This window comes from Coprococcus sp. AF102-57 (assembly GCF_027686195.1).
In the GTDB taxonomy this organism is placed as follows: Bacteria; Bacillota; Clostridia; order Lachnospirales; family Lachnospiraceae; genus Allocoprococcus; species Allocoprococcus comes.
On record NZ_JAQCSY010000003.1, the window covers coordinates 25,077 to 45,962 of the forward strand.

Here is a 20,886-nt window from a genome sequence, read left to right on the forward strand (position 1 = left end):
AAATGGATTTACAAGGAAAGAAAGTGTTGGTATTCGGTGCGGGGATCAGTGGGATCGGATCCTGCGGATTGCTGGAAAAAGAAGGGGCAGAGGTAATTCTGTATGATGGAAATGATAAAAAAGATGCCGAGGCAATGAAAGCACAGCTTGGTGAGGGAAGCAAAGTCCGCGTTGTTCTCGGAGCTTTTCCGGAAGAGGAGATGGAAAGTCTTGATCTGGTTGTAATGAGTCCGGGGGTGCCGACTGATCTGCCGGTTGTTCTGACTATGAAAGAAAAAGGAATTCCTGTCTGGGGCGAGATTGAGCTTGCCTATGTATGTGGAAAAGGAGATGTGCTTGGAATTACCGGAACCAATGGGAAAACGACAACAACCTCTCTTTTAGGCGAGATTATGAAAAATGCCCGTGACAGCGTTTTTGTTGTGGGAAATATCGGTACACCATATACGAATGCCGCAGCAGATACCAGAGAAGATTCTGTGATCGTGGCAGAGCTTTCAAGCTTCCAGCTGGAGAGTATTCATACCTTCCATCCAAAGGTAAGCGCAGTTCTTAATATCACACCGGATCATCTGAACCGCCATCATACGATGGAAGCATATATTCGTGCAAAGATGAATATTGCGAAGAATCAGACACCAGAAGATATCTGTGTTCTCAATTATGAAGATGAAGAGACAAGAAAGATGGCAGATGAATTTCAGGCAAGTGTTCTATTTTTCAGCAGTAAGCATAAACTGGAACAGGGCATTTATCTTGACGGAGAAGACATTGTATACAAACCGGAAAAGGAGAAAGAAGGAACGGTCATCTGCAAGACCGGCGAATTACAGATCCTTGGCGTCCACAATTATGAGAATGTTATGGCAGCGGTTGCAATGGCAGCGGCTTACGGTGTAGATCTGGATGTGATCCGTAAGTCTGTACTTGCATTTAAGGGGGTTGAGCATCGTATTGAATATGTGGCAGAGAAGAACGGGGTTGTCTATTACAATGACTCTAAAGGAACGAATCCGGATGCGGCGATCAAGGGAATCCAGGCAATGAACCGCCCGACGATCCTGATTGGTGGTGGATATGATAAACAGTCCGATTTCCATGAATGGATCCAGAGCTTTGATGGAAAAGTCCGCTATCTGGTACTGATCGGTGCTACAAAAGAGCAGATTCAGAAAGAAGCAGCAGAGTGCGGATTTCATGACTGTATTTTAAAAGATACTTTCGAAGAAGCACTCGATACCTGTGTGGAGCTTGCAAGACCCGGAGATGCAGTTCTGCTGTCACCGGCATGTGCAAGCTGGGGAATGTTCCCGAACTATGAAGTGCGTGGGGAAGAATTCAAAAAATACGTGAATGCATTATAAAAGAAATAAAATAATTTCATATAATCTGTATCAAAGGGCGTGAAACAAAGTGGAGGAAAAAGGGAAAAAGGGGCGTATGGATTACACGCTTCTGTTGATTGTTGTTCTCCTGGTTGTGATTGGACTGGTGATCTTATACAGTACCAGTGCATATAACGGGCAGGTGAAATTTCATGATTCCTTTTACTATCTGAAAAAGCAGGCGTTTGCGACGGTGCTTGGAATTGTACTGATGCTGTTCGTGGCAGGGATGGATTACCACATCTGGCAGAGACTGGCAGTATTTGGTTATCTGGCAGCAGTTGCACTTTCGGTTGCGGTCATGTTGTTTGGCAGAGAAATTAACGGGTCCAAAAGATGGTTAGCTTTGGGCCCGTTTTCTTTTCAGCCATCAGAATTTGCGAAAGTTGCACTGATTCTTTTTCTGGCGGATCTTGTGACGAAGAACGTAAAAAAAATCGGAAAAATGTGGACACTTTGCAGGATTATGTTCTGGATCCTTCCAATCGTGGGACTTGTGGGAGCGAGTAATTTAAGCACGGCGATCATTATTCTGGGAATCGGTGTGATCCTGATCTTTGTTGCAAGCCCGAAGTATGCGCAATTTGCCTTGATGGGAATCGCAGGCGCCTGCTTTATGGGGATTTTTCTTGCCCTTGAAAGCTATCGGCTGGAACGGCTTGCTATCTGGAGAAATCCGGAAAAATATGAAAAGGGTTATCAGACCCTGCAGGGGCTTTACGCGATTGGATCCGGAGGAGTATTCGGAGTCGGGATCGGAAACAGTGTACAGAAGCTGGGATTTGTACCTGAGGCACAGAATGATATGATCTTTTCAATTATTTGTGAAGAGCTTGGACTCGCGGGTGCTGGGATTATCGTTTTTCTGTTTCTGCTTCTGATCTGGCGCTTTTTCCTGATCGCATCCGGAAGCAGGGATCTTTTTGGTGCGCTGATCGCGACCGGAGCGATGGCACATATGATGATTCAGGTTATTTTAAATATTGCAGTTGTGACGAACACAATTCCGAATACGGGGATTACACTTCCTTTTATCAGTTATGGAGGAACATCGGTGATGTTTCTTTTAATTGAAATGGGACTTGTGCTAAGTGTGTCACAAGTGGTAGACTAAACAGGAGATATACAAATGACGGAAGGAGGAAGATGCCTGATGGGATGATACAGAAAGAAAGGAAAAAGAGAATCATAAAGCAGACTGCCATGAAAGCCATTCTGGTCATTATTTTGGTTTGCATAGCTATGATTACGTTTCTTTTACTCTTTCAAGTGCGGAAAATCGAAGTATCAGGAAATCAGTATCTTAGCAGACAGGAGATTGCAGACTGGGTGCAGGATGATAATTGGTCTTCCAATTCTCTGTATGTGATGATCAGGAACCACCTGATGAATCACGAGCTGCTTCCGGCAATGGAAGAGGCAAATGTGACGATGAAGAATCCGTGGACTGTGAAGGTGACGATCAAAGAGAAGCGTGTGGCCGGTTATATCGTGTCAGGTGATGAATGTATTTATTTTGACAAGGATGGTATCGTACTTGCAAAGACAAAGGAGCTGTGGGATGGAATCCCGTGCATTGAAGGGCTGGAAGTAAAGAAAGTACAGCTTTACAAAGAACTTCCGGTCAGCAAGGCGAACAAAAAAGCATTTGGGAACCTTCTGGATATGACGATGACACTGAAAAAATGTGATCTCGCGCCGGATAAGATTGTTTGTTCCGGTTCAGATCTGTATCTTTTTTTTGGAAACAAATGTGTCAATGTCGGGCACACGAATCTGGAAGAACGGATCATGCAGATATCGCCGATCCTTGAGAAGCTGGGAGATCAGGGAGGAACCCTGTATCTGGAAAATTTTAACACAGATAATATTACAATTACCTTCGAAAAAGATGTGATTCCGGACCTTGGAACATAATCTGTGTCAAGTGGATAAAAAAATAGGAAAATATACAAAATTCTATTGATATTTTTCGGAAAAAAATATATTATAGTCTTATGTATAACTAAGCGCATATTGACATTTAGGGTGTATAATATAATAAGGTGACGAAGGAGGAGAAACTCTTGTTAGAAATTAAAACAAATGAATCAGAAGCAGCAGCTAAAATAATTGTAGTCGGTGTAGGTGGCGGCGGAAACAATGCAGTCAACCGCATGATCGATGAACAGATTGCAGGTGTTGAATTTATCGCAATCAATACAGATAAACAGGCTCTTCAGTTATGTAAAGCTCCGACTCTTATGCAGATCGGAGACAAGCTTACAAAGGGTCTTGGTGCAGGGGCTAAACCGGAGATCGGTGAAAAAGCAGCTGAGGAAAGTGCCGAAGAGATCCAGTCAGCACTCAAGGGAGCTGATATGGTATTTGTTACCTGTGGTATGGGTGGCGGAACAGGAACAGGAGCAACTCCTGTTGTTGCGCGTATTGCCAAAGAGCAGGGAGCACTTACTGTTGGCGTTGTAACCAAGCCTTTCAAATTCGAATCCAAGACAAGAATGAACAACGCTCTTGCCGGAATCGAAAAATTAAAAGAAAATGTAGATACACTTATCGTTATTCCGAATGATAAGCTTCTTGAAATTGTAGACAGAAGAACAACTATGCCGGAAGCACTTAAGAAAGCTGATGAAGTTCTTCAGCAGGGTATCCAGGGTATCACAGACCTGATCAATGTACCTTCACTGATCAACCTTGACTTTGCCGATGTACAGACAGTTATGACAGATAAAGGAATTGCTCATATTGGTATCGGACAGGGCAAAGGTGATGACAAGGCTCTTGAAGCAGTTAAGCAGGCAGTTGCCAGTCCTCTGCTTGAGACAACCATCGCAGGTGCATCTCACGTTATCATCAACATTTCAGGTGACATCACTCTTATGGATGCGAGTGATGCAGCAGAATATGTACAGGATCTTGCAGGTGAAGATGCAAACATCATCTTCGGTGCAATGTATGATGATTCCAAGTCAGATGAAGCAACTATCACAGTTATCGCAACAGGTCTTCACAATGTAGGTGGAACACAGAGCAAGCTTCAGTCAAGACTGGAACATAAAGCAGCTATGATGAACGGTGGATCTGGAATGGGAGCAAGCAATATTTCACGTCCACAGTTTAATCCGGGAGAATACAGCAATGTAGAAAGACCGGTATACGGAGGCAGACCGGTACAGCAGCAGACTACACAGGTACCACCGCTTCAGAGTGCAAGAACTCCACAGAGCAAGGTGAAAGAGCAGTCTATCAAGATTCCGGATTTCTTCAAGAAATAAGAATGAAATAACAGGGAAGCAGTAAGAAATTACTGTTTCCCTGTTTTTTATAGTTTACTGTTCATAGCGTACCATTTCGCGTCGCAGTCTCTGCATAATTTTCTTTTCAAGTCTTGATATGTAAGACTGGGAGATTCCAAGAAGATCGGCCACTTCTTTCTGCGTTTTTTCTTCCCCGTCGGGGGTTCCGAGTCCGAATCGCATCTGCACGATTACCCGTTCCCTGTTTGAAAGCCGTCCGATGGCTTTCCCAAGAAGTTTGTGTTCTGCTTCGGTTTCCATATCACGATAAATGGTATCTTCTTCAGTTCCAAGAATATCGGAGAGAAGAAGCTCATTTCCATCCCAGTCAACATTGAGCGGTTCATCGATGGAGACCTCCAGTTTGGTCTTGTTATTCCGGCGCAGATACATGAGAATCTCATTTTCAATACAACGGGAGGCATAGGTGGCAAGTTTGATATTTTTCTCTGGATTGAAGGTATTGATTGCTTTGATCAGTCCAATTGTGCCGATGGAGATCAGGTCTTCTACACCTACACCGGTGTTGTCAAATTTTTTCGCTATATATACAACCAGACGCAGGTTATGTTCAATAAGAAGCTTTTTTCCTTCTTCATCCTGCCCGCCTCCGAGAAGGGAAATTGCATGACCTTCTTCTTCACTGCTAAGTGGGAGCGGCAGGATATCTGTCCCTCCTATGTAATGGATTTCCTGCTTTTCCGGGAAGAAAACACTGCGGAAAGAGGGAATCATTTTCAATTTAAAACAATCTGAAACAGCAACTTTTATCATCATTATAATCCTCCTAACAATCTTCAGGATGCAATAGCATTTCATATTTTCCGTTTCCAAAATTCTTCTGTTCGGAAATACCGATCAGTGGAGATTGAATCAAAAATTCAGATTCTCCTGTTATTCTCATCTTCTTGACAGAAAAAACAGGAAGAATACTGGTCGTCTTCTGTATAGTCCGGTACGGGATGTACCGGAGTCTTCCAGGTGAGATTTGGGAAGAAATCTTCTGACAGGCGTCTTTGCTGATAATATGAACCGGCTTTCCGGTCAGTGGATCAGAAAGATGATTACCACTGTCCAGAAAGGCTTTCAGATGAAAATCTTTTCCATTTACAGTTAAAATCACATCAAAACTATGATCTTGTGATTTCCATAGTTTCTTTAGAAACAAAAGTCCATGATATAAAAGAAAAAAACCACAGATGCCAAGGGTGAAAAGAAAAGATATGATCCGGAAAAATTTTCCAAAATAAAGACGGAGCCAACTCATGATACCTCCAAGAAGAAAGCTTGCAAGATAGAGCAGAATCCATGCTTTGAAAAAAACGGGAAATGTCCGGATTTTCAATCCGATCACTGTCATACAGGAATTTACCAGGAAAAACAGCAGGATATAGCGGGTCCATACCGGGCATGGAAAAAATAAAATGGCACAGGTCAGTAGTGAACCGGTAAAGGAACCGGCAAGAAGACTTCCATAAGTGGCAGAACATGGAAATACTTTTTTTACTGCCAGAAGAATCAGAAAATCCATCATCATATTTTCCAGAAACAATACATCCAGATATACTTCATACTGCATAGTCTTATCCTTCTTTCTCTTTAGCTGCTAAATAGATTTGGTACTTAAGCATGCTTTATTATAGAAAAGATGTGTTTCAGATTTTGTCAGAAGATGGGAAAAACAGAATAATTTTATTCGACATGCTGAAATGCTGGATTTTTTTAAAGAATTGTCGAAAAAGACAGAAAAAGACCGGCGTTCCATGTCGGAAGCCGGTCTCTGGAAAGATAAGATCGGTATTTATCTGTCGTCACGATCCCATTTGTCAGCAAGATTCTGGATCTGTGACTCGAATTTTGCAAGATCTTTGTTTGCAAGACCTTCATTTTTAAGCACAACATCCATGAGGTGTTTGGCTGCCGCAACCACGCGGTTGAATGCAGTAAGAGCACGTGCTTTGGCCGGCTTTTCAACTGCTTTTTTCGGAAGCCTGATACCTTCAGAAAGGATGGTATCGGTTGCGAGATCAACACAGCCTCCGGAGTATGGTGCAAATGCCGGAATGCCGAAACGGTCTGTGATGGTAGCAGCGAAAGAATCTGTAACCGAATCCTCTCCATGTACAACAAAGATGTGGGATGGTTTCTCTTTGAATCCATCAATCCAGTTCAGAAGACCATTCATATCGGCATGTCCGCTGATCCCTGCAAGGACTTCAATACGGGCATTAACCTCTACATTTTCGCCAAAGAGCCGGACTGATTCCGGTTTGCTTTCGACAAGCTTGCGGCCAAGAGTGCCAACTGCCTGATAGCCTACGAAGAGGATCGTGCATTCTTTTCTCCAGAGGTTGTGTTTCAGATGATGGCGGATACGGCCGGCTTCACACATTCCGGAAGCAGAGATGATTACTTTTGGTTTGTCATTGAAGTTGATCATTTTAGATTCTTCACTGGTGATCGTGGTTTTCAGTCCCTGGAAAAGAAGAGGGTTGATTCCTTTACTTATCAGAGCCATTGCATCCTCATCAAAGCAGGACTGTACATTTTTCTGGAAAACGTTGGTTGCTTCGATCGCCAGAGGACTGTCTACATAAACCTCAAAATTCTGATATTCCGGCAAAAGATTATTTTCTTTGATCTCACGGATAAAGTATAAAAGCTCCTGGGTTCTTCCTACTGCGAAAGATGGAATGACTACATTTCCACCTTTGGCAAAGGTTTCGCGCAGGACTCTGGTAAGATCCTTAATATAATCCGGTTTTACAGTAGAATGGACCCGGTTTCCGTAGGTGGATTCGATGACAAGATAATCGGCTGCATCCACATGCTGCGGATCTTTGATGATCGGCTGGTCAATATTTCCGACATCTCCGGAAAATACGATTTTTTTGCTTACACCGTCTTCTGTGATCCAGACTTCAATGCAGGAAGAACCAAGCAGATGACCGACATCTGTGAAGCGGAGTTCGATTCCTTCACAGAGCTGGATCGTCTGGTTATAATCGATCGGCGCAAGAAGTGCGACTGCATTCATGGCGTCCTGTACAGTATAAAGTGGTTCGTAAAGCGGAGCACCGGAACGAAGTGCCTTTCGGTTCCGCCATTCTGCTTCGGATTCCTGGATATGTGCACTGTCACGGAGCATAATGCTGCACAGATCAGAGGTGGCGAATGTACAGATGATTTCTCCTTTAAAACCATTTTTTACAAGCAGAGGAATCTTGCCGGAATGGTCAATGTGTGCATGCGTTAAGAGGATATAGTCGATCATGGAAGGATTGATCGGGATTTCCTGATTCTCATACAGATCAGGTCCCTGTTCCAGTCCACAGTCTATTAGAATATGTTTTCCACATGCTTCAAGATAATGGCAGCTTCCAGTTACTTCATGGGCGGCACCGATAAAAGTAAGTTTCATATACTCAACCCCTTTGCGTAAAAATTATTTTAGTATATTATACTATAATTTAAAGAAAAATGATAGAAAATCAGACAATATTACTAAAATGTATATCCTTTCAGAAGAGTGCGAAAAAAGTCAAGGAGCGATATTTTTAATATTTTAGTGGGAATCGAATAAATAAAAACAGTTTTGAGAAAAATTTATACCAGTAAAGATTTGGAGGTTTATTGAGATGGTACTTAATAAAGTAGAAATCTGTGGTGTAAATACAGCAAAGCTTCCCCTGCTTAGCGACGGGGAAAAAGAGGTGCTTTTTGAGAAGATCAAAGCGGGGGATGAGGAGGCAAAAGAACAGTATATCAAAGGAAATCTGCGTCTGGTACTCAGTGTGATCAAACGCTTTTCGGGAAGCAGTGAAAATCCGGATGATCTGTTTCAGATCGGGTGCATCGGACTGATCAAGGCAATCAATAATTTCAATCCGGAGCTGGAAGTAAAATTTTCAACTTATGCGGTACCGATGATCATTGGAGAAATCCGGCGGTTCATTCGGGACAATAATTCGATCCGTGTTAGCAGGTCACTTCGTGATACGGCATATAAAGCCATTTACGCGAAAGAAAATTATGTCAAAGTAAACCAGAAAGAACCTACTGTTCAGGAAATTGCAGAGGAAATCGGGATCGCAAAGGAAGAGATCGTCTATGCGCTGGATGCGATCCAGATGCCGGTCAGCTTAAATGAGCCGGTATATAATGACAATGGAGATGCTATGTATGTGATGGACCAGATCAGTGACAAAAGGAACAAAGAAGACAGATGGGTGGAGAAGCTGTCCCTTCAGGCGGCAATGGACCGACTCGGAAAAAGGGAGAAGCATATTATCAGACTTCGTTTTTTTGAAGGAAAAACGCAGATGGAGGTAGCAGAAGAAATCGGAATCTCACAGGCACAGGTAAGCCGCCTGGAAAAGAATGCACTCAGGGCTATGCGACAATATCTGCGAAGTGAATAGAAAAATAGAGATTTCCAGTTGAAATTTGTCAAGGTTCATACTATTATAATCATAGAACAGAAGAACAGGAGAACAGCAATGTATAAAGCGTGTATTTTTGACTTGGATGGAACTTTGACAAATACGCTGGATTCGCTGACTTATTCAACGAATAAGACGTTAGAAGAAATGGGACTTGAGACGATTACCAAAGACCAGTGCCGAAGCTTCGTTGGGGATGGAGCCAGATGCCTTATGGAACGTGCACTTCGTGCGTCCGGAGACACAGAGCTTAAGAGGATTGAAGAAGGTATGGAAGTGTACAGCAGAATCTTTGGAGAAAATTGTATGTACCATGTACGTCCTTATGATGGCGTTGTTCAGATGTTAGATTCACTGAAGAAGAAGGGAATAAAGATTGCAGTATTTTCCAACAAACCACATTTGCAGGCGATCGATGTAGTGGAAAGTACATTTGGAAAAGGATATTTTGACCATATTCAGGGGCAGTCGGGTGAATTTCCGAAGAAACCGGATCCGGAAGGGCTTCTGTGGATACTTGATAAATTAGGGGTATCACCGGAAGAAGGAATATACATAGGAGACTCGGATGTAGATATGAAGACAGGGAAAGCTGCCGGTATGTTTACAGTCGGAGCAGAATGGGGATTCCGGACCAAAGAACTTCTTGTGGAGACAGGAGCAGATGCAACAATTGCACATGCTGAAGAATTGCTTAACTATTTATAGTTCAGATGAGAAAATTTTTCTGTGAGAAAGATAAGGGAGGGTTGCCTGTATGTATGAGTATGATGAAGAATGTCTGCAGACATTCCTGAATATGCAGTCACAGCTTTTTGATGAGCCGGTTGCAGAGACACTGGAAGAGGCAGAAGCGTTTTTGGAAGACTGTATGGCGGTTGTTGTAGATTCTATCAAGGATGTGAGAGATTATCTGGATGAAAGCGGAGCGGACATCAGTGGTATGAGTGATGAAGAGCTGGAAGAGGCTTCAGAAGTATTCGCACTTCCGAACGGACAGTATCTGATCGTGGAAGGTTAATAAAAGGAAAAGAGCTGCGGCATCAGTTGGTTGCCGCAGCTTTTTTGAGCGCATCACGGATGGTGTTGAGAAGAAGCTGAGAAGTATAGGGACTGTCACTTGAAAGTGTAAGATGATCAAGGGACTGGGATTTACAGATCTGGTCAGCCAGATTCTCAAGAGATGGCTGAAGAAGAGGATACATGGCAGTTACCGTCTCACTTAGATTGGAAATGCGGATGGAATTGATAGAGGTGTCAGAGACAGAAACTTCCAGTTCCAGATCTTCATTTCCGAGTGTAAAAGAAGAGGTATAAACGCCGGGAGTATATTTTTTGTCGGATACAGAGGAATGCCGGTCTCCGGAGAACATAAAGAATAAAAGGCAGAGGATGAGAATACCTAAAGTGGCAAAAATAACAGTATAGATAATTTCTTTCATGTGAAGTACGATGATTTTTGTTTTGGAATTCATAAAGAACCTCCTTAGGCAGTATGGAATTTCGGCAGGTTATGCCGCTTAATAAACTATATGAAAAGAAAAAATAGTTTATGCATGAGAAATGCGTGACAAAAGAGAAAGGATTTAGTAGAATCAGGAAAGAGAAAAAGCAGAGGTGAATAGAATGTTTATAATTGCAGGACTTGGAAACCCGGATGAAAAGTATCAGGGGACAAGACATAATGTTGGATTTGATGTGGTGGACCGCCTGGCGGAGAAATACCAGATAGCAGTCGATACTAAAAAACACCGTGCCCTCATCGGAAAAGGAGTGATCGAGGGACAGAAAGTGCTTCTTGTGAAGCCGCAGACTTATATGAACCTGAGTGGAGAGAGTATCCGTAGTCTGGTGGAATATTACAAGATCGATCCGGAAGAAGAACTTCTTGTAATTTATGATGATATCAGTCTGGAAGTCGGACAACTCAGGATCCGCAGAAAAGGAAGTGCCGGTGGACATAACGGAATCAAAAATATCATTGCCAATCTTGGAACCAGTGTGTTTCCACGGATCAAGGTAGGTGTGGGAGAAAAACCGAAAGGATATGATCTTGCTGATTATGTTCTTGGAAAATTTTCCAAAGAGGACCGTGTACTTATGGAAGAAGGATATGATCTTGCCTGTGAAGCTTCTGCTCTGATCATGCAGGGAGCAATCGATCAGGCAATGAACGAATATAACCAGAAAAAGAAAGAATAAGAGGAGGCAAAAAGCGATGCATGCACTTACGGCTCCTTTATCTGAACTGGCAGAGATTGAAGAAATCTGTGAAGAGCGTGGACGGGAACCGGGCATGCTGCTTCTTTCCGGGTGTGTGACATCACAGAAAACGCATTTGATGTATGCGCTTGGAAAAGGTTATGGGCATACATTGATCGTTCTTTCCAGTGAAGATAAAGCAAAAAAATTATACGAAGAATATCGTTTTTTAAATGAAAATACCAGCTATTATCCGGCAAAGGATCTCCTTTTTTATCAGGCAGATATCCACGGAAAACAGCTGGTCAAACAGCGGATGGAAACCTTGCAGATGATGATGGAGGCAAAAAGCCAGGTTACGGTCATTACAACGATTGACGGATTCATGGATGAACTGCCATCGGAAGCAGAAATAAAAGGGGACATTCTGACCATTTCCAATGGGGAGGCGCTGGAATTTGAATCGCTGAAGGAGAAGATCATAAAACTTGGATATGACAGGGAAGCCCAGGTGGATGGTCCGGGGCAGTTTGCAGTTCGTGGTGGAATCATTGATATTTACCCACTTACCGAGGAATTGCCGATCCGTATTGAATTCTGGGGAGATGAAGTGGATTCAATACGGACTTTTGACGTGGACAGCCAGAGATCTGTAGAGAATCTGGAACAGATCGTTATTTATCCGGCAGATGACAGACTGGGAAGTGACCGGAAAGTTTCTTTTATCAACTACTTTGATCCGAAGGACACACTGGTGTTCCTGGATGAACCAGCAAGGCTTCTGGAAAAAGGGCGTCTGGCAGAAAATGAAGTGGAAAAAGCGAGAGAGAACCGTGCAGAAGAAATGGAAAGGACCGGGGAAATGGAAGAAGCTCCGGAATTTTTTACGACTGATGAAATTATAAAATTTCTGAACAAATTCTGTATGATCGGGATGTGTGCTCTGGAAATGAAATGTAAGCCATTTTTTGTGAAAAAGCGGTTTGGGATCCAGGCAAAAAGCGTTAACCCGTATAATAGCAGCTTTGAGATGCTGACACAGGATCTCAAAAGACTGAAAAGGAACGGATACCGGGCGGTTCTGATTTCTGGGTCCAGAACAAGGGCAAAACGTCTGGCAGAGGATCTACGTGATTATGATCTGAGCAGTTTTTACAGTGAGGATCAGGAACGTGAAGTGAATCCAGGGGAGATCATGGTATGCTACGGGCATATAGAAGTCGGATACGAGTACCCGATGATTAAATTTATTGTCATATCTGAGTCAGATATTTTTGGCAAGACAAAGAAGAAAAAGAAACGAAAAAGTTATGATGGACAGAAAATAAGCAGCTTTTCGGATCTGAAACCGGGAGACTATGTAGTGCATGAGAATCATGGACTTGGAATCTACCGGGGAATTGAAAAGATAGAAGTTGATAAGGTGACAAAGGATTATATGAAGATTTCGTATGCTGATGGTGGAAATCTTTATATTCTTGCCACACAGCTTGACCAGATCCAGAAGTATGCCAGTGCAGATGCTAAAAAGCCGAAACTTAACAAACTTGGAGGACAGGAATGGCATCGCACGAAGAGCAAGGTAAAGACAGCAGTCTGGCAGATCGCCAAAGATCTGGTGGAACTCTATGCAGTACGGCAGTCCAAAGAAGGATTTGTCTATGAAAAGGACACGGTCTGGCAGAAAGAATTTGAAGAAATGTTTCCGTTTGAGGAAACGGAGGATCAACAGCTTGCAATCGAGGCAACAAAACGGGATATGGAAAGTCCAAAGATCATGGATCGTCTGATCTGTGGGGATGTGGGATTTGGAAAGACAGAGATTGCAATCCGGGCAGCATTCAAGGCAGTGCAGGAGAACAAGCAGGTTGTCTATCTGGTCCCTACTACGATTCTTGCACAGCAGCATTACAACACTTTTGTGCAACGGATGAAAGAATTTCCGGTAAGGGTGGATCTGTTATGCCGTTTCCGCACACCTGCACAACAGAAAAAAACGATCGAAGATTTGAAAAAGGGACAGGTTGATATCATCATCGGAACCCACCGGGTATTGAGTAAGGATGTGGCATTTAAAGATCTGGGACTTCTGATCATTGATGAGGAACAGCGTTTTGGAGTACAGCATAAAGAAAAGATCAAAAAGCTGAAGGAAAATATTGATGTTCTGACACTTACGGCAACACCGATTCCCCGAACGCTTCATATGAGTCTGATCGGGATCCGTGACATGAGTGTGCTGGAAGAAGCACCAGTTGACCGGATGCCGATCCAGACCTATGTGATGGAGGAGAATGATGAGATGGTCCGGGAGGCAATCGAAAGAGAAATTTCCCGCCAGGGACAGGTGTACTATGTCTATAACCGTGTCCAGGATATAGCTGAAATGGCAGCGAAGATCCAGAAACTTGTGCCGGATGCAAATGTGGCATATGCACACGGGCAGATGCGGGAACACAAGTTAGAAGATATTATGTACGATTTCATCAATGGAGAAATTGATGTTCTGGTATCGACGACGATCATCGAGACCGGTCTTGACATTTCCAATGCCAATACCATGATCATCCATGATGCAGATCGGATGGGGCTCTCCCAGCTTTATCAGCTACGTGGAAGAGTTGGAAGATCGAACCGTATGGCATATGCATTTCTTTTGTACAGAAGAGACAAAATGCTCCGGGAGGTTGCAGAAAAACGTCTTTCGGCAATTCGTGAGTTTACAGATCTTGGATCTGGTGTAAAAATCGCCATGCGGGATCTGGAAATCCGTGGGGCAGGAAACCTGCTTGGGGAGGAACAGCATGGACATATGGATGCAGTGGGATACGATCTTTACTGTAAGATGTTAAGTGAGGCAGTCCGTCACCTGAAGGGAGAGATCCCGGAAGAAACCTATGCGACAACCGTGGATCTGAATATTGATGCTTATATTCCGGCATCTTATATTCCGAATGAGTATCAGAAACTGGATATCTATAAACGGATCGCAGCAATTGAGACAGAAGAAGAACAGGAAGATATGCTAGAAGAACTGATTGACCGTTTCGGCGATCCGCCACGCAAGGTGCAGCAGCTTCTGATGATCGCGCAGCTGAAGGCGAAAGCACATGCGGCTTATGTAATTTCGGTAGAGCAAAAAGGCGATGAATACAAATTTACCATGTATGAGAAGGCAAGGGTAAATGTAGCAAAGATTCCGGAACTGCTGGCAAAATATAAGGGAGAACTGACATTTAAGACAGATGCAGAAAATCCATATTTTATTTATTGTAAACTTCGGAAAAATAAAAAAGAAAAAGCAGAGCACATTCTTGAAAATGTAGGAAAAATTGTCGAAGATATACAGGGACTTGTCGAAGAATAATGTGTATTTTTTATGAAAAAGATTGCCAGTAAGGTAAAAAAAAGATATACTATACGAGTGCATAGTGAAGAAGTGTGTACAATGGAGAGAAGATCAAGGAGGAAATTTTATAAATGAAAAAAAGAGTGGTTGCCTGTATACTGGCAGTTGCCTGCATTGCATCTTTAAACGGATGTGGAAGCAAGTTTAACGGACAGGATACAGTGGTAGAAGTCGGAGATGAGAAAGTGACTGCAGATGTGGCGAACTTTTTTGCAAGATATCAGCAGGCGCAGTTTGAAACAACATATAGCAGTTATCTGGGAGATGATTTTTGGGGAAAAGAAGTTACAGACGGAAAGACTTACGAAGAGAATTATAAGGATTCAATCATGGATTCTCTGGAAGAAATGTATATTCTGGATGAGCACAAGGATGATTATAAAGTTTCGCTAAGTGATGATGAGGAAAAAAGCATCGAGGATGCTGCGAAGAAATTTACTGACAGCAATGACAGTTCTGCAAAAGATGCAGTATCGGGCGATGAAAAGACGGTAAAGAAAGTACTGGAACTTCTGACACTTCAGAAGAAGATGGAAACTGCCATGACTGCGGATGTAGATACGAATGTATCCGATGAGGAAGCAGCACAGAAGAAAATGCAGTATGTGCTGTTCTCTACAAAGACAACGGGCAGTGATGGAAAATCGACAGATATGTCAGATGACGAAAAAGCAGAAGTGAAAAAGAAAGCAGAAGATTTCCAGAAAGATGCGGCTTCGGCAGAAGATTTTTCTGTATTTGCAACAGCAGTAGGTGCATCAGCCACCGATCTGACATTTGACTCGGATACGACATCGCCAAACGAAGATCTGATCAAAGCTGCTGATAAGTTAAAAGAAGGCGAAGTAACAGACGTGATCGAAGCAGACAATGGCTATTATGTTGCAAAAGTAGTCAGCCTTCTTGACCGTGATGCAACGGATACCAAGAAAGAGTCCATTGTATCACAGAGAAAGAGTGACCAGTATCAGTCAATTTGTAAGAAATGGAAAAAGAAAACGGATATTAAAGTACATAAAAAAGTATGGAATACGATCAGTTTTGCTGATCAGGGCGTAACGGTTAAGAGCACGACCGAAGATACAGATACATCTTCAGACTCTTCATCAAAATAAGCGTCTGACTTAACAACAGGAAAGTACGACAGGAGGAGAGATTAGGATGGAATCAATAGGTATAGTATTGAAGGATATCATGGGAAACAGTGCGGTATTTATAGCAGGAAAAGAAGCCGTGATTGTTTCGGCGGTATCAATTGTTATATCAGTTTTCATTGGAATTTTAGGTTTGAAGCTGATCCGTGTCTGGAATGCAGTGATTGGATTTGTTGCAGGGGCATTGCTTGGATTTGCCGTGACATATCTTATGGGACTGGAAGTTGTTCCGGTACTGATCGCAGCCGGAGTTGCGGGTTTGGTTTTTGCAATACTGAACAGTGTATTTAAGAAATTCGGAGCTTTCTGGGTATGCTTTCTGGGAATGGCTGGCACAGTGCTTGCGATTACAAATGCGGGAAACTGGATCATGCTGGCAGTCTGCGGAGCAGTCGGACTGATTTTCGCAATCCTTGCGATGATCTGGTTTGAACCGTTTGTGATTATTGCGACGGCATTAGCAGGCGGTTTTGGAGCAGGAATGATGATCTATGATCTGGCAGGTCTGAAAAATGTGATTTTCATGTGGATCATTTCGATTGGGATTACATTTATCGGAATCGTGATTCAGTTTATCATGAAGTCAAGTGAGATTAACAAGAAGCAGGTTCGAAGAGCAAATGCGATCAAGAAAGAAACATCAAAAGAAGAAGAAATAGAGATGGCAAGAACCATGCTGATCGATCTGGATGATGATGATGATGACGAGGATGAAGAATAGATAAGATGGATGAGAGGATGTATCAGAATGTGATACATCCTCTTTTGTATCTGATCAGGAATGGCTGGAAGAAACCGGTATTTCTTGCAGCGTTATAAAAAAAGAGGTATAATAAAAATAGTATCAACGATATAAGATCTGGAGATGAAAATATGAAGATAGATATGCATTGTCATGTAAGAGAAGGATCAATTGACAGCAAAGTGCCGATTGAAGAATTTATTAAAAAGCTGCAGTCTAAAGGCATTGGCGGAATGCTGGTTACAGATCATGACACCTATAATGGATATCGGCACTGGAAGAATACGATCAAAGGGAGAAAATACAAAGATTTTGTCGTATTGAAAGGAATAGAGTATGATACACTGGATGCGGGGCACATTCTGATCATTATGCCACAGGGAGTAAAGATGCGCCTTCTGGAGCTGAGAGGGCTTCCGCTTTCGCTGCTGATTGATTTTGTGCATCACAATGGAGGAATCTGTGGACCGGCACATCCGTGTGGGGAAAAGTATCTGAGTTTTACGAATACGAAAAGATGGCAGAAATCTCCGGAGTTGATTGAAAAATTTGATTTTATAGAGACTTTCAATGCATGTGAGCCACCACAGTCCAATGAAGGGGCGAAGTATCTTGCTGAAAAATATGGAAAACCGGGAACCGGAGGAAGTGATGCGCATAAGCTGGACTGCGTCGGCATGGGGTATACGGAATTTCCGGTACGGATTGAGACAGAGCTGGATCTGATCCGGCAGATCAGGGAAAAAGGAGAGATCCAGTCCGGTGGGGAGTATTACACGAAGACGACAAAAGACAAAATTGGAAAATTCAATAAACTTCTGATCTTTTCTTTCTGGTTTTATAACCGGGGTGGTGCACTTCTGAAAAAGCACACACGCAAAAAGAAGATCAATAAAGAACAGCCACTTGATGCAATCGATCCAATCGAGATTCCGTATCTGGACAAGATCAAGAGGAAACATTAGTGAGTGGCAAAATTTACTTTTGATACTCACATCATAATTTTAAAGATAAAAAATCCATCTGATTTCTTTTTTTAAAAGAAAACCAGATGGATTTTTTACAACCTGTTATTTTTTGAGAGACATTTCCTTCAGTTTGTTTCTAAGATCTTCAAAGGATTCTTTGTAGTTGCGGCTCTGCATTTTCGGGAAAGCTTTCATGATACGCTTCTGCATATGAGAAGTTGCTTTGACATTTTCCAGGTAGCTTCTGCGAAGAAGAGCAATCCGTTCTTTTACTTCGTCAGAAACATCGGCAAGGGTGTCTGAAATTGCTTCCTGTTTTTCGGAAATAGCAGATTTAAATTCTTCCTGCTTCTCAGATACAGTATCTTTGAACTCTTCCTGTTTTTCCATAGCTGTAATGGTACGCTTGTAGATTGATTCACCAAGCTTGTCGGAAATCTGATGAAGTTCGTCTGCAATGGCCTGCATTTTTTCAAGACGTTTGTTGAGCTTAAGGATACCGGATGCTGTTACATAGAGATCGGCAAGTCCGGCAATCACCAGAATACATACAAGAATGATACCGACAAGGAAAGGAATGTGTGAGAGCAGTGTGTCAATCAGTGGATGGAATACATCTACGATGAAAACACAGAACACTCCCCAGATCAGAGAAAACAAAAGGCACACATATCCATTCAGATTGAGCGGCATATTAGAATAATCCCACCATTTGTTATGGAAAACCTTTTCGAGAATGAACCCGGTCAGCCATTCGATTGCAGTAACAAGAATAGCACTTCCGAGATATAGCAGGAGCAGGTTGGAACGAAGCGGTGTCAGAAAATGAATGACTGCAACCACGCCGAAACCGTATACCGGACAGATCGGGCCATTTAAGAATCCACGGTTGACAAAACGACGTTCTTTAAAAGCGGCAAACGCAACTTCTGTACACCAGCCTAAAAAGGCATATATAAAGAAGCACTGAAATAAATAATATAGATGCTGTGCAGTCATAAAAAACCTCCTTGAGTCTGCTGCAAAAAAATATGTAATCCTTTATATTATATACAGAAAGGAAAGATGTGTAAACGGAAAAATGTGCTATACTGAAAACATGACATGGAAGGAGCTGGTAAAATGCTGGAAGAAATGATGCCAAGATGGGTTCCGACAGAAAATGTAAATGGATTTGAAATCTGTCCCGGACTGTATCGTGATGAGGGTGCGACTGCATTTCAGTCGGCAGTTAATTTTACAGTGCATTCAAAAGGGGCTGTGACATGTGAACTTCTTCTGTTTCACAGAAAGGAACCGGAACCTTATGCGGTGATCCCATTCCCGGAAAACTGCCGGATCGGGGATGTATTTTCCATGATGGTATTCGGACTGGATATTGAAGAATTTGAATATGCGTACAGGCTGGACGGACCGTGGAAACCAAAGGAAGGTCTGCTGTTTGATAAAAAGCATATTTTACTGGATCCGTATGCAAAGGCAGTTACCGGACAGAGTGTATGGGGAAAAGCACTAAATACAGGGGGATATCGTGCCAGAGTAGTCCGGAATAATTTCTTCTGGGGCAGTGAAAAGCCGGATAAGATCCCGATGGAAAAACTGACCATCTATGAGATGCATGTCAGGGGATTCACGAAGATGGACAAAAGTGTCCGTCATCCTGGAACCTTTGCCGGAATCAAAGAAAAAATTCCTTATCTGAAAACACTGGGGATTAATGCGGTGGAGCTAATGCCGATCTTTGAATTTGATGAACTGCAGGGGAGCCGTGAGGTTGATGGAAAGAAACTGATTGATTACTGGGGGTATAATACAGTCAGCTTTTTTGCGCCGAATACGAGCTATGCAGCATCAACGGAATACAACCGGGAAGGAGTAGAATTAAAAGAACTGATCCGGGAACTGCATGATAACCAGATTGAAGTAATCCTGGATGTGGTGTTTAACCATACGGCAGAAGGAAATGAATGCGGACCGTTTATTTCGTTTAAAGGATTTGACAATCAGATTTATTATATGTTGACACCCGATGGAAAATATTATAATTTCAGTGGCTGTGGAAATACTGTGAATTGTAATCATCCGGTGGTGATCAAAATGATCCAGGATTGTCTGCGATACTGGGTGGCAGAGTACCGGGTGGACGGCTTCCGGTTTGATCTTGCCTCGATCCTGGGAAGAAATGAGGATGGGTCACCGATGGAAAATCCACCACTCGTAAAGAATCTTGCCTATGATTCGCTGCTTGCAGACACAAAGCTGATCGCGGAGGCGTGGGATGCCGGCGGACTTTATCAGGTCGGAAGTTTTCCGGCATTCCGCAGATGGTCAGAATGGAACGGAAGATACCGGGATGACGTGCGGGAATATTTAAAAGGGGGACTTTGGGCAGCAGGAGCAGCGCTTCAGAGAATTGCCGGTTCTCCGGACATCTATGATACCAGAATCCGCGGAAAACATGCTTCTGTGAATTTCCTGACCTGCCATGATGGATTTACCCTGTATGATCTTTATTCGTATAACCAGAAGCATAATGAGGCTAATGGATGGGGAAATCTTGATGGAAGTGACGATAACCGGAGCTGGAACTGTGGGGCAGAGGGGGACACCGATCAGGTTATGGTTGTTGAACTGCGCCACCGGATGATGAAAAATGCTTTTGCGGTCCTGCTTTGCAGCAGAGGGACACCGATGTTCCTTGCAGGTGATGAGTTTGGCAATACTCAGTTCGGGAATAATAATGCCTACTGTCAGGATAACGAGATTTCCTGGCTGGACTGGACAAGAAAAGAAAAGTTTCAGGATGTATTTGATTTTTGTGCTTATATGACGGCATTTCGGAAACGGCATCCGTCGATCACAGGAGATGCAGGGGCGAGCAGTCTTGGATTTCCGGAGATCAGCTTTCACGGTGAAGTGCCGTGGAAACTGGATTTTTCCAGACCGGAGATCCGGACGGCGGCAGTCATGTTTGCCGGATATGATAATAAAATGGCAAAAGAAGACTGTGTGTATCTTCTGATGAATCCATACTGGGAAGGTGTCTGGGTAGAACTTCCACAACTTCCGGGCGGATATAGTTGGCATGTGGCGGCAAATACTGGAGATAAAAAGCAGGAAATTTATCAGAATCCGGTACGGATTTCGGAGGAAAGAATTCTTGTGGGACCGAGAAGTGTGATCGTTCTGGAGGCAGATCAACAATAAAATACTATTGACAAGCGGGTACTCTTCCTTTATAGTAAGGGTACTCGTCTTTTATATTCTCTTTTCTGACCTGAAAAGGCA

18 protein-coding genes are annotated in these 20,886 nt (G+C 42.9%); 13 read left to right on the forward strand and 5 right to left on the reverse strand.

Annotated features, from left to right (window positions below; genetic code table 11):
* The first annotated feature begins 2 nt into the window (after positions 1–2).
* The 4 genes from murD to ftsZ all read left to right on the forward strand — a co-directional run bounded on the left by murD (position 3) and on the right by ftsZ (position 4,660).
* Complete coding sequence (gene murD, locus PGZ10_RS02710; RefSeq protein ID WP_270205343.1) at positions 3–1,364, forward strand: UDP-N-acetylmuramoyl-L-alanine--D-glutamate ligase; 1,362 nt, start codon at positions 3–5, stop codon at positions 1,362–1,364.
* A gap of 49 nt (positions 1,365–1,413) precedes the next feature.
* The gene (locus tag PGZ10_RS02715; protein ID WP_195196389.1) at positions 1,414–2,499 is read left to right on the forward strand and encodes an FtsW/RodA/SpoVE family cell cycle protein; all 1,086 of its coding nucleotides are present in this window, start codon (positions 1,414–1,416) and stop codon (positions 2,497–2,499) included.
* A gap of 44 nt (positions 2,500–2,543) precedes the next feature.
* Entirely contained in the window at positions 2,544–3,302 is a 759-nt protein-coding gene (locus tag PGZ10_RS02720) for a cell division protein FtsQ/DivIB (RefSeq protein WP_182450896.1), read from the forward strand.
* Positions 3,303–3,451: 149 nt separating this feature from the next.
* Entirely contained in the window at positions 3,452–4,660 is a 1,209-nt protein-coding gene (gene ftsZ, locus PGZ10_RS02725; RefSeq protein ID WP_022220760.1) for a cell division protein FtsZ, read from the forward strand.
* Positions 4,661–4,714: 54 nt separating this feature from the next.
* On the opposite strand, the gene sigE is transcribed toward ftsZ, so the two are convergent.
* The 3 genes from sigE to PGZ10_RS02740 all read right to left on the reverse strand — a co-directional run bounded on the left by sigE (position 4,715) and on the right by PGZ10_RS02740 (position 8,102).
* Positions 4,715–5,458 (reverse strand): RNA polymerase sporulation sigma factor SigE, encoded by a 744-nt coding sequence (gene sigE, locus PGZ10_RS02730; RefSeq protein ID WP_008371883.1) that lies wholly within the window; start codon positions 5,456–5,458, stop codon positions 4,715–4,717.
* Positions 5,459–5,468: 10 nt separating this feature from the next.
* Positions 5,469–6,260: a sigma-E processing peptidase SpoIIGA gene (locus tag PGZ10_RS02735; protein WP_008371882.1), complete on the reverse strand. Its 792-nt coding sequence runs from the start codon at positions 6,258–6,260 to the stop codon at positions 5,469–5,471.
* A 222-nt stretch (positions 6,261–6,482) separates the two neighbouring features.
* Positions 6,483–8,102 carry an MBL fold metallo-hydrolase RNA specificity domain-containing protein gene (locus tag PGZ10_RS02740; protein ID WP_117834438.1) on the reverse strand — a complete coding sequence of 540 codons (1,620 nt, stop codon included), beginning with the start codon at positions 8,100–8,102 and terminating at the stop codon, positions 6,483–6,485.
* Between the two features lie 217 nt (positions 8,103–8,319).
* On the opposite strand from PGZ10_RS02740, the gene sigG reads away from it, so the two are divergent.
* The 3 genes from sigG to PGZ10_RS02755 all read left to right on the forward strand — a co-directional run bounded on the left by sigG (position 8,320) and on the right by PGZ10_RS02755 (position 10,144).
* Entirely contained in the window at positions 8,320–9,102 is a 783-nt protein-coding gene (gene sigG / locus PGZ10_RS02745; protein ID WP_118217550.1) for an RNA polymerase sporulation sigma factor SigG, read from the forward strand.
* Between the two features lie 78 nt (positions 9,103–9,180).
* Positions 9,181–9,831, forward strand: coding sequence for an HAD family hydrolase (locus tag PGZ10_RS02750; RefSeq protein WP_117555718.1), 651 nt, complete (start codon positions 9,181–9,183; stop codon positions 9,829–9,831).
* A 49-nt stretch (positions 9,832–9,880) separates the two neighbouring features.
* Positions 9,881–10,144 carry a hypothetical protein gene (locus PGZ10_RS02755; protein ID WP_008371877.1) on the forward strand — a complete coding sequence of 88 codons (264 nt, stop codon included), beginning with the start codon at positions 9,881–9,883 and terminating at the stop codon, positions 10,142–10,144.
* Positions 10,145–10,166: 22 nt separating this feature from the next.
* On the opposite strand, the gene PGZ10_RS02760 is transcribed toward PGZ10_RS02755, so the two are convergent.
* The gene (locus PGZ10_RS02760) at positions 10,167–10,598 is read right to left on the reverse strand and encodes an FMN-binding protein (RefSeq protein WP_055246492.1); all 432 of its coding nucleotides are present in this window, start codon (positions 10,596–10,598) and stop codon (positions 10,167–10,169) included.
* A 151-nt stretch (positions 10,599–10,749) separates the two neighbouring features.
* Between PGZ10_RS02760 and pth the strand changes: the two genes are divergently transcribed.
* From pth to PGZ10_RS02785, 5 genes are all read left to right on the forward strand, one after another.
* Positions 10,750–11,325, forward strand: a complete 576-nt coding sequence (gene pth, locus PGZ10_RS02765; protein WP_195251599.1) for an aminoacyl-tRNA hydrolase — start codon at positions 10,750–10,752, stop codon at positions 11,323–11,325.
* A gap of 16 nt (positions 11,326–11,341) precedes the next feature.
* Positions 11,342–14,692 carry a transcription-repair coupling factor gene (mfd, locus tag PGZ10_RS02770; protein WP_270205344.1) on the forward strand — a complete coding sequence of 1,117 codons (3,351 nt, stop codon included), beginning with the start codon at positions 11,342–11,344 and terminating at the stop codon, positions 14,690–14,692.
* A gap of 113 nt (positions 14,693–14,805) precedes the next feature.
* Positions 14,806–15,849 carry a peptidyl-prolyl cis-trans isomerase gene (locus tag PGZ10_RS02775; protein WP_270205345.1) on the forward strand — a complete coding sequence of 348 codons (1,044 nt, stop codon included), beginning with the start codon at positions 14,806–14,808 and terminating at the stop codon, positions 15,847–15,849.
* Between the two features lie 46 nt (positions 15,850–15,895).
* Entirely contained in the window at positions 15,896–16,609 is a 714-nt protein-coding gene (locus tag PGZ10_RS02780; RefSeq protein WP_173686710.1) for a hypothetical protein, read from the forward strand.
* A gap of 152 nt (positions 16,610–16,761) precedes the next feature.
* Positions 16,762–17,595: a PHP domain-containing protein gene (locus PGZ10_RS02785; protein WP_117555728.1), complete on the forward strand. Its 834-nt coding sequence runs from the start codon at positions 16,762–16,764 to the stop codon at positions 17,593–17,595.
* Between the two features lie 105 nt (positions 17,596–17,700).
* Here PGZ10_RS02785 and PGZ10_RS02790 read toward each other — a convergent pair whose 3' ends face one another.
* The gene (locus tag PGZ10_RS02790; RefSeq protein WP_008371868.1) at positions 17,701–18,597 is read right to left on the reverse strand and encodes a putative ABC transporter permease; all 897 of its coding nucleotides are present in this window, start codon (positions 18,595–18,597) and stop codon (positions 17,701–17,703) included.
* 123 nt (positions 18,598–18,720) lie between these two features.
* Between PGZ10_RS02790 and glgX the strand changes: the two genes are divergently transcribed.
* Positions 18,721–20,805 (forward strand): glycogen debranching protein GlgX, encoded by a 2,085-nt coding sequence (gene glgX / locus PGZ10_RS02795; RefSeq protein ID WP_270205346.1) that lies wholly within the window; start codon positions 18,721–18,723, stop codon positions 20,803–20,805.
* The last annotated feature ends 81 nt before the right edge of the window (positions 20,806–20,886 follow it).